This is a genomic window from Skermanella sp. (genome assembly GCF_059503625.1).
Map to the genome: position 1 here is coordinate 1 of NZ_JCACHA010000756.1, position 10,309 is coordinate 10,309.

At 63.6% G+C, this 10,309-nt stretch carries 9 protein-coding genes and 1 tRNA gene; 1 reads left to right on the plus strand and 9 read right to left on the minus strand.

Annotated elements, in window-relative coordinates; genetic code table 11:
* Positions 1–191: 191 nt before the first annotated feature.
* From AC5JJ6_RS26140 to AC5JJ6_RS26180, 9 genes are all read right to left on the minus strand, one after another.
* Positions 192–512 (minus strand): CcdB family protein, encoded by a 321-nt coding sequence (locus AC5JJ6_RS26140; protein ID WP_496044878.1) that lies wholly within the window; start codon positions 510–512, stop codon positions 192–194.
* A gap of 1 nt (position 513) precedes the next feature.
* A complete protein-coding gene (locus AC5JJ6_RS26145; protein ID WP_496044879.1) occupies positions 514–921 on the minus strand; it encodes a type II toxin-antitoxin system CcdA family antitoxin in 408 nt (135 codons plus the stop codon).
* Positions 908–983, minus strand: a tRNA-Lys gene (locus AC5JJ6_RS26150). The genes AC5JJ6_RS26145 and AC5JJ6_RS26150 overlap by 14 nt, the downstream gene beginning before the upstream one ends.
* A 140-nt stretch (positions 984–1,123) precedes the next feature.
* A complete protein-coding gene (gene rodA, locus AC5JJ6_RS26155) occupies positions 1,124–2,275 on the minus strand; it encodes a rod shape-determining protein RodA (protein ID WP_496044880.1) in 1,152 nt (383 codons plus the stop codon).
* Entirely contained in the window at positions 2,272–4,188 is a 1,917-nt protein-coding gene (mrdA, locus tag AC5JJ6_RS26160; RefSeq protein WP_496044881.1) for a penicillin-binding protein 2, read from the minus strand. Before mrdA ends, rodA begins: the two co-directional genes overlap by 4 nt.
* A 17-nt stretch (positions 4,189–4,205) precedes the next feature.
* The gene (gene mreD, locus AC5JJ6_RS26165) at positions 4,206–4,718 is read right to left on the minus strand and encodes a rod shape-determining protein MreD (RefSeq protein WP_496044882.1); all 513 of its coding nucleotides are present in this window, start codon (positions 4,716–4,718) and stop codon (positions 4,206–4,208) included.
* A 34-nt stretch (positions 4,719–4,752) separates the two neighbouring features.
* A complete protein-coding gene (gene mreC, locus AC5JJ6_RS26170) occupies positions 4,753–5,637 on the minus strand; it encodes a rod shape-determining protein MreC (protein WP_496044883.1) in 885 nt (294 codons plus the stop codon).
* 149 nt (positions 5,638–5,786) lie between these two features.
* Positions 5,787–6,830, minus strand: coding sequence for a rod shape-determining protein (locus tag AC5JJ6_RS26175; RefSeq protein ID WP_044427376.1), 1,044 nt, complete (start codon positions 6,828–6,830; stop codon positions 5,787–5,789).
* Positions 6,831–6,972: 142 nt separating this feature from the next.
* Positions 6,973–8,553, minus strand: a complete 1,581-nt coding sequence (locus AC5JJ6_RS26180) for a 2-isopropylmalate synthase (RefSeq protein WP_496044884.1) — start codon at positions 8,551–8,553, stop codon at positions 6,973–6,975.
* A gap of 1,008 nt (positions 8,554–9,561) precedes the next feature.
* Here AC5JJ6_RS26180 and AC5JJ6_RS26185 point away from each other — a divergent pair.
* On the plus strand, positions 9,562–10,212 hold the full coding sequence (locus tag AC5JJ6_RS26185; RefSeq protein WP_496044885.1) for a sigma-70 family RNA polymerase sigma factor: 651 nt from the start codon (positions 9,562–9,564) through the stop codon (positions 10,210–10,212).
* Positions 10,213–10,309: the final 97 nt, after the last annotated feature.

Sequence of the window (10,309 nt, forward strand, 5' to 3'; positions counted from 1 at the left end):
GGTTGCCACTCCCCAGGATGTGGCCGCCAAGGTGAAAGCCGCCCGCGACGCCAACCGCAAGACGGTGCTGCTGCTGGTGGACCGGCAGGGCGACCTGCGCTTCGTGGCGCTCGGCGTGAGCTGAGGTTGATTGAAGGGGCTGTCGGGAGACGTTTCCCGGCAGCCCCTTTGTGATTTTCAGAGTATGGCTTTCAAAGATCGCCTGTCAGGATGTCGATCGCCGTCCTGATATCGAACCGATGTTCGGCAAGACTGGTGACGACAGGTCCAATTTCAGCGGTGGAGATGCCGGCAATCTGCGGCGTCATCATCACCACTCGCTCGCCTTCGATCTCAAAGATCGGCATCAGCCCGTTGATCGGTGTTCCGGCTTCTTTCACGCGCACCAAGGGCACAACGACGCGTGAGCCCCGCACCTGAATCAGGTCGCTTTGGACGATAAGAAGGAATGGTGCCGGATGACCATCACGTCCATGGGCGGCAGGGTTGCGGCAGACATCAAGAAAACGCACGTCAGAACAGCCGTTTGCCGTCGCTGAAAACCCCATGCGTTTCGACAAACCTGTCGTAATCCGCAAATGCTTGGCGATTCTCTTCAACCCATTGCTTCCGCCGAGCTTCGCGCACGGCGTTTTCAAGAGCGCTTTCGAACAGTTCGGAAAGGTTGATACCCAATGCTTTGGCTTCGGAAACCAAGTCGGTCCGGGCCGAGACGTTGGTCGGTTTCCGCAGTGCCGTGCCTCGTGCCATATCAACCTCCGCAAGATTCATGCGCATAGTGTGTGCGCAAGAAAAGATCGGGTCAAGACGCTTGTCGCCGGTCTTCGCGCTCTTACGATCCGATCCAAAGTTGGATGCTGAAATACAAAAAATCCGGCAAACATTGTTTGCCGGATTTTTCAGAATTTGGTGGGTGCACAAGGACTCGAACCTTGGGCCCGCTGATTAAGAGTCAGCTGCTCTACCAACTGAGCTATGCACCCTCTGTATTCCGCGCCGCGATCCGGTGTTTTGCACCAGCGCCCGGCGACGAGGGGTAGATAGCAAAGCGCTCCCGGCTTGTCGATGGCAAAAAAACGCTTTCACGACAGTTTTTTTCTACTGCCTCGTCTCGATCACCTTCTCAAAGATCCCCCGCCATCGTCCGCCGGGTGATCCGGATGTCGCGGTGGATGTAGACGGACATGACGAGGCCGAAGCCGAACAGTACTGTCAGCATGGCGGTGCCGCCGTAGGAGATCAGGGGCAGGGGGATGCCGACCACGGGGATCAGGCCCATCACCATGGCGATGTTGATGAAGACGTAGAGGAACAGGTTGGTCGAGACGCCCAGGCCGACCAGCCGGCCGAACTGGTTGCGGCAGCGGAGCGAAATGACGATGCCATAGGCGATCAGCAGGCTGTAGAGCAGCAGCAGCCCGGTGCCGCCGATCATGCCCAGTTCCTCCGCCAGCATCGTGAAGATGAAATCGGTCTGCTTTTCCGGAAGGAAGTTCAGGTGGCTCTGGCTGCCCATCAGGAAGCCCTTGCCGGCGATGCCGCCGGAACCGAGCGCGATCTTGGATTGGGTGATGTGATAGCCGGCGCCGAGCGGGTCGTTTTCCGGGTTCAGGAAGATCAGCACGCGGTTCTTCTGGTAGTCGTGCAGGAACTGCCACGCGACCGGGATGGACGCGGCGCCGCCGGCGAGGATGATGCCGAACTTCCACAGCCGCACGCCGACCAGGAAGAAGATGGCGCCGCCGACCATCATGACCATCAGCGCCGTTCCCAGGTCCGGCTGCTTCATCACCAGACCGACCGGGGCCAGCACCATCAGCAGCGGCACGATCAGGAAAGTGGGGCGGCCGACCTCCTCCAGCGAGGCGCCGTGGAAGTAGCGCGCCAGCGCCAGCACGATGGCGATCTTCATGATCTCCGACGGCTGGATCTGGATCACGCCGAGGTCGATCCAGCGCTGGGCGCCCATGCCGATCTCGCCGACGATCTCGACGGCGATCAGCAGCACAAGCGCCACCGCGTAGATCGGATAGGACAGGCGCAGCCAGATCCGCAGGTCGATCAGCCCGACCGCGACCATGACGCACAGGCCGATACCGAACCGGGTCGCTTGCCGCGAGGCCCAGGGGTCGATGCTGCCGTTGGCCGCCGAATAAAGCATCGTCCAGCCGACCGCCGCGATGGACGTCAGCAGCAGGATCAGCTTCCAGTTGATCTGCCAGAGCTTCTCGCCCAGGCTGAGTTCCGACTGATGGCCGAGATAATCGCCGCTCATCCGCCGACCTTTCGCGCAGCGCCCGATTTGACGGCGATCGCAGCCGCCGGTTCCACCACGGGCTCGGCCCGCGAGACCTGCGCCGATCCCCGCGCGCTGTCGCGGCGCTGGACCTCCAGCAGAAGGTCGCGGGCGATGGGCGCCGCCACGGCGGAGCCGCCGCCGCCATGCTCGACGATCACCGCGCAGGCATAGCGCGGCGCGTTGATCGGCGCGAAGCCGACGAACAGTGCGTGGTCGCGCTGACGCCAGGGCAGCTGGTCGTTCTTGAGGACGCCGGTGCTGCGCTCCGCCATTGTGATGCGGCGGACCTGACTGGTGCCGGTCTTGCCGCCCATCTCGAAGCCCGGTTCGGTGATGCGCATCTTGAAGGCGGTGCCGTCGCCCTGATTCATGACGGCGTTCTGACCAGCGAGCGTGATGTCCAGATGGGCCTTGTTGATGCCGATCGCCGGCCATGCCGTCTGCTCGCCGGCGCCGCGCTCGATCTGCCGGGTCAGGTGCGGCTTGACCGCGAAACCGCCGTTGACCAGCCGCGACTGCATCACCGCGAGCTGGAGCGGTGTCGCCAGCACATAGCCCTGGCCGATCGCGGCGATCAGCGATTCGCCTTGCGTCCAGGACTTCCCGAGGTTGGCCTGCTTCCAGTCGCGGTTGGGGATCAGTCCGGGCCGTTCGCCAGGCAGGTCGAGTTGCAGCCGCTGGCCCAGCCCGAAGCGCTTCGCCATGTCGTGGATGCGGTCGATGCCGATCCGCTTCGCCAGATCGTAGAAGAAGGTGTCGCAGGAATGCTTGAGCGCGCCGACGAAATCGACCGTGCCGTGTCCGCCCTTCTTCCAGCAATGGAAGCGGTGGTCACCCAGGTCCATGTGGCCGGGGCAGAACACGCTGTGCCGGGGGCCGACGATCCCGCTGTCCAATGCTGCCAGCGCCACCATCATCTTGAACGTGGAACCCGGCGCGTACTGGCCGGCCACGACCTTGTTCGACAGCGGCGTGGTCGGATCCGACAGCAGTTCCTCCCAGGTTTCAGCGTTGATGCCTGTTGTGAACAGGTTGGCGTCGTAGCTGGGGTGGGAGGCCATCGAGTAGATGCCGCCGGTATGGACGTCCATCACGACGGCGGCGGCGCTCTTCTCGGCGTTCAGACGGTCCTGGGTGTATTGCTGCAGCCCGATATCGATCGTCATCGTGATGTCGCGGCCGGGCTGGCCCTCGTCCCGTGACAGCTCGCGGATGACGCGGCCGACCGAGTTGACCTCGAGCTGGCTGGTGCCGGCGACGCCGCGCAGGCTGGCATCGTGGAATTTCTCGACGCCCGCCTTGCCGATGCGGAAGCCCGGCAGGGTCAGCACCGGGTCGCCGTTCAGTTCCGATTCCGAGACGACGCCGACATAGCCGAGCAGATGAGCCGTCGCGGCCTCGTAAGGGTAGTTCCTCAACTCGCCGACGTCGATCGACACGCCGGGCAGGTCGGGGGCGTTGACCTCGATCATGGTGACCTGTTCCCAGGTCAGGTTCTCCTTGACCGTAACCGGGACGAAGGCGCGCTTGCGCTGGATCTCGCGGGTGATGCGGCGGTAATCGGCGTCGGTCAGCGGGACGATCTCGGAGATCAGGTTCAGCATGCGGTCGATCTTGCGCGCCTGCTCGGACACTATCACGACGCGGAAGTTCTGCTGGTTGACCGCCAGCGGAACGCCGAACCGGTCGAGGATCTGCCCGCGCGATGGAGTAAGCAACCGCATGTTGATGCGGTTTTCCTCCGCCAGCATGGTGTAGCGGTCGGATTGCAGGACCTGGAGATAATACATGCGGCCGACCAGGGTCGATATCAGGCCGGCCTGGATGCCGCCCAGCATCAGCGCCCGTCGGGACAGGCTGCGGTATCTGTCGGTATCGCGCTCCACCATGGCGGCAAGACTTCCCGTCAGTGCTGAAGGAACGCCCGGTGGATGCGCATGAACATCCAGCCGAACGGGGGAAACAGGACCACGGTCATCAGCGCCTGCATCAGGGCCGGGTCGGGCGACAGCAGGCGCAGGTTGAGGATCGAATAGGCAAGCCATCCGACGAAGCCGGCGCCGAACGCGATCAGCGCGAAGCCGAACCACAGCATCGCGAAGGACGTGCCCAGAAAGAAGCGCCGCTGGGTCAGCACGCCCCAATAGACCAGTACGTAGATCAGCGGCGTCATGCCGAGCGGCGTGCCGCTCAGCAGGTCCTGCAACAGGCCGAGACCAAAGGCGAGGCTGGGCCGCAGCAGGTCGGGCCGGTGGATCACCCAATAATAAAGCGCCATCAGCGGCAGGGCAGGGGCTATCGTGGCGTAGTTGGGCAGGTGCAGCGGCGCCATGCCGATCAGCATCAGCGCCACCGTCACCGCCAGCGGTGCGATGTTGCGTCCGGCCTGATCGATCTTGCCCCAGAACCCGCCCGTCATGGCAAACGCCCAGTCAATGTCCCTGTGTATTCGCTCACTGAAGGCCGCCGGCACCGATAACGGGATCGTTGGCGCCAAGGCCGCCGGGCAGCCCGAAATTGACGAGCTGGAGATGTTCGACGCGTCCCAGATCCACAAAAGGCTGAACCCTGACCGAGTTGTCGCTGACGCTCGCCACCAGCCCGACCGGCAATCCCGGCGGGAACATGCTGCCATGACCCGACGTGACGATCCGGTCGCCGACCGCGAGCGAGGCATCGCCGGGCAGGTAGAGCAGCTTCGGCTGGCCGGAGTTGTCGCCGGCCATCACGGCGCGCTGGCGCGACGGCTCGATGACGACGGGAATACGGGAGTTGAGGTCTGTGACCAGCAGCACGCGCGACGACCATTCGCCGACCTGCACGACCCGCCCCATCAGCCCTTGTCCGGCGACCGCCGCCTGACCGGGCCGCACGCCGTCGCGATGCCCGGCTGATGTGACGACGGTGCGGACGAAAGCGCCGCCGGGATCGGCCACGACCCTGGCCGTGATGTAGGAGGACGCGAGTTCCGGCTTGTAGTTGAGCAGGCTGCGCAGGCTGCGGTTCTCGGCGTCCAGGCGTTGCGCGGCCTGCTGCCAGCGGAGCAGCGAAGCGTTCTCGTTCCGCAGGCGCTCGTTTTCGCTGTGCAGGTTGATGACTTCGTTGACGCTTTCGACGAACCGGGCCGCCGTCGCGGCGGGTCGGGAAATCGCGTCCAGGATAGGCGTGAAGGCGTCGGTCACGCGGTTGCGCATGCCTTCGACCAGGACAGTGTCGATCTTGCCGACCATCATCAGGGCGATGGCGGCCAGCACGAGCAGAAGAAACGAGAATCGCTGGGCCAGCGCGCGCAGGGGAGCGGCAAGACGAACCACGGAGCCGGTGGTGCGTGACTTCACTGGACCTTCCCTATGCTAAGAATGCCGGCCCCAAGCCGATCCCGGACCCGTGGCGCACCAAGCGATGCGCCGGACCAGGAAGGACCGGAGACCGCGCGCTTCATGTGCCGCCACTCCCAATAAGGGGGTGGCGGCCCGCTATATGGATATCAGGAGTACATCTGGATGAGAACGTGCTTAAGCGTCTTCATCTCTTCGAGAGCCCGGCCTGTGCCCAAAGCCACACAGGACAGGGGGTCGTCGGCGATGGAGACCGGCAGGCCGGTCGCATGGCGCAGCACGTAGTCGATGTTGCTCAGCAGCGCGCCGCCGCCGGTCAGTACGATGCCCTTGTCGACGATGTCGGCGGCCAGCTCCGGCGCCGTGTGCTCAAGCGCCACCTTGACCGCTTCGATGATGGCGCTGACCGGTTCCGCCAGGGACTCGGCGATCTGGCGCTCGCTGATGATCAGTTCCTTGGGCACGCCGTTCATCAGGTCGCGGCCCTTGATCTCCATGATCCGGCCCTCGCCGTCTTCGGGCGGGCAGGCGGAGCCGATTTCCTTCTTGATCCGCTCCGCGGACCCTTCGCCGACCAGCAAATTGTGGTTGCGGCGGATATAGCCGATGATCGCTTCGTCCATCTTGTCGCCGCCGACGCGGACGGAGCGGGAGTAGACGATGCCGCCCAGCGACAATACGGCGACTTCCGTCGTGCCGCCGCCGATATCGACGACCATCGAGCCGGTCGGCTCCGTCACCGGCAGGCCGGCGCCGATCGCGGCGGCCATCGGCTCCTCGATCAGGAAGACGCGGCGGGCGCCCGCCGATTCCGCGGACTCCTGGATCGCGCGCCGCTCGACCGCGGTGGAACCGGACGGCACGCAGATGATGACCTGCGGGCTGGCGAAGCTGCGCCGGTTGTGCACCTTGCGGATGAAGTGCTTGATCATCTCCTCGGCGACATCGAAGTCGGCGATGACGCCGTCCCTCAGGGGCCGGATCGCCTGGATGTTGCCGGGCGTGCGCCCGAGCATCATCTTTGCTTCGTCACCGACCGCGAGAACCTGTTTCTTGCCGCGGATAGTGGCGATCGCTACGACCGAAGGTTCGTTCAGGACGATGCCGCGACCCTTTACGTAAACGAGGGTGTTGGCCGTGCCCAGATCGATTGCCATGTCGGCCGAGAGGACGCCGAGCAGTTTGGAAAACATGGAGTTGATTAACTCTTTATCCGGTTGAGACGGCGCATCCGAGGCAACGGCGGTTCAGGGACAAACCGCCGCTTGGGGTAATCTGGATGGCGGATCATAGAAGATCCGCCACCCTTTTCCATAGAGCAACGCCGTAAATCACTCAAGCGGAGAGTGCTTCCGGCGCAGTTTTCTGACGCTTGGTCAGCAACTTGTTCAAAGCGTGCACATAGGCGCGGCAGCTTGCCACCAGGGTATCCGTGTCCGCTCCCTGACCGTTCACGGTCTTGCCGTTCTCCTCCAGCCGCACGGTCACTTCCGCCTGGGCATCGGTGCCCTCGGTGACAGCGTGGACCTGGTACAGTTGCAGGCGGGCTTCGTGCGGGAACAGGGCGCCGATGGCGTTGAAGGTCGCATCGACGGGGCCGGAGCCGGTGGCGGTGGTGCTGACGGGCTGGCCGTCGATCTCCAGCTCCAGCTCGGCCTTCTGCGGTCCCTTGGAACCGGCGACGACCATCAGCGAAACGAAGCGGATGCGCTCGTTGGTGCTGCCGATGCTGTCGTCGACCAGCGCCACGATATCCTCGTCGAAGATGTCCTTCTTCTTGTCGGCCAGATCCTTGAAGCGGACGAAGGCTTCCTCGATCGCATTGTCGCCCAGCGCGTAGCCCAGTTCCTTCAGCTTGGCGCGGAAGGCGGCGCGACCGGAATGCTTGCCCATGACCAGTGTCGAGCGGTTCAGGCCGACCGACTCCGGCGTCATGATCTCGTAGGTCTGCGCGTTCTTCAGCATGCCGTCCTGGTGGATGCCGGATTCATGCGCGAAGGCGTTCTTGCCGACGATCGCCTTGTTCGGCTGGACGACGAAGCCCGTCACGGCGGAGACCAGACGGGACGCCGTCATGATCTGCTCGGACTTGATATCGGTGGTGTAGGGCATGGCATCGGCGCGGGTGCGCATCGCCATGACGATCTCTTCCAGCGCCGCGTTGCCGGCGCGCTCGCCCAGGCCGTTGATCGTGCATTCGATCTGCCGGGCGCCGGCGGCGACGCCGGCCAGCGAGTTGGCGACCGCCAGACCCAGATCGTTGTGGCAGTGAACGGAGAAGATCGCCTTGTCGGCGTTCGGCACCCGGTCGATCAGCATGGTGAACAAGGCGGCGTATTCGTCCGGTACGCCGTAGCCGACCGTGTCGGGGATGTTGATCGTGGTGGCGCCGGCCTTGATCGCGGTCTCGACGCAGCGGCACAGGAAGTCGTGCTCGGTGCGCGATCCGTCCTCGGCGCTCCACTCGACGTCCTCGACCAGATTGCGGGCGTGGGTGACGCTGTCCCAGATGGCTTCCAGCACCTTTTCCGGCTCCATCTGCAACTTGTACTTCATGTGCAGCGGGCTGGTGGAGATGAAGGTATGGATACGCTTCCGCTCGGCGAACTGCAGCGCCTCGGCGGCGCGGTCGATGTCGCGGCGGTTGGCGCGCGACAAGCCGGCGATGGTGGAGTTCTTGATGACGCGCCCGATTTCGCGCACCGCTTCGAAGTCGCCGTTGGAGGCGATCGGAAAACCCGCCTCGATCACATCCACGCCCATCTCTTCCAGCACATGGGCGATGCGCAGCTTCTCCTCCAGGTTCATGGAGGCGCCGGGCGACTGCTCGCCGTCGCGCAAGGTGGTGTCGAAGATGATGACGCGGTTGGCGTCAGCGGCGGGAGTGGCGTTCGGAGAAGAGGAGATGGCGTTCATGGAACCTGTTCCTTCTGAGCTTCCCGGCGCCCGCGGTCCCAGAGGACCCTATGGCGGACGATACCGGAATCATCGATGCGACCTCAACGGATGGCGCTGAGCGCCATGATCCCCCTGAACACCTGTCAAACGAGACGGCGGCGCTCAGGGGCGCATAAGTCGCAGAAGGAGAGCCCCATGCAGCCCACGGGCAGACAGCAGCACGTCGGACTCACCGGCGAAGCGCCGCACGCGCACATCACCACGGCTCCCACGGGGGGCCTTCGTGAAGTCGGTCATGCGAAACTGCGTTTTCACCAATGTCTGCCTTCGGTCAATCGACCATCGACCGGAGAAGGTCGGGAGGTCGGCTGCTGGTGCCAAGATGGCGCCTTATGGTTAAGTCTTCGTTAAAGCCCGTGCCGTCAAGCCGGGTCGGGCCTTGCTGCACAAACCTTGTGACAGGACGGTATCTCTAATTCAAAGGCGGGGTTCCCCGCAACCGTTTTCCATAGCCAAGCCAGTAGTCAGGCCTGAATCTTCGTCACGGAGTGGCCGGAGAACGTGAACTTGCTGTTGTTGTGACATAAAAGGGAATCGAAGGCGCTGATTTATGACGTTGGAGGTAGGAAATTGTTTCTTAAAGATAGGTCGTGTTGCACGTCACCCATGCCATATCATAATTACACGCACGACGTTCCACAGATCAGTCGTGAATCGATACATTGTTAACCGTTGCCGTGATCGAAAGTCGCGCGGTCCCAAAGGATAAATTACCGAGGTACGATTTATCGCAATCTGTGGGAACAAAGAAGGCGTCTATGGTTTTACGTCTCGGATATCTGAATTCTGGTTCGCGTTCCGCGTCCAGTGGTGAGTTCCGGGATGGTGGCTCATCCAAGCAGATCGGGTTCGCCACCGCCAAGGTGGTTCAAACTCGGTCAGGAAGTGGTCAAATGGTGTTGCGCTCAGCCATCTCATGCGTATGTAACAGGGCGAAGACCGAAATGTCCGGGGAGGCCGTAACAAATGTCTGAAAACACGCTCGACCGGTTGGAACAGGAAATCCCGGCTTTGCGCCGTTTTGCGCGAGCATTGGTAGGTCACCCCGAGCGGGCTGACGATCTTGTACAGGACACTCTGGAACGGGCGTTGACGCGTCTGGACAGTTACACTCCCGGCACCAACATGCGTGCCTGGCTATTCACGATCCTGCGCAATGCGCACATCAACGAACTGCGCCGCGCCCGCACCACGGCGACGCCGGACGAGACGCTGGAGGCCCTGAGCCCGCCGGCGCCCGCCGCACAGGAGCATGGGCTTGCGGTCCGCGACCTCGAGCGCGCCCTTGCCCGCCTGACGCCGGAAATGCGCGAAGTGCTTCTGCTGATCGGCCTCGAGGGCATGAGCTACGAGGAAGCCGCAGACGTGCTCGGCGCCAAGGTCGGCACCGTCAAGTCCCGTCTCTGCCGTGGACGCGAGGCGCTCCGCCGCCTGATGGACGGCGAAGTCGGCGAGGACGGCATCACCCGCCTGCCGGGCCGCCCGCTGACCCCGGCGACCAGCCGCGAGATGGCGGCCGTCGTGCTGGCCTTCCAGCGCTCCGCCGCTGCCGCGGCCCGGACGGTCCATGCCGGCGCCGAAGTGATCGACTTCACGGAACGCCGCACCGGGACATGATGTCCTGACGCTGCACTGAACGGAAAAGGCCGCTGCCTGGAAGGGCAGCGGCCTTTTTTATTACGACCGGGAACGCCGCCGTAGGTTGGGCCGTGGC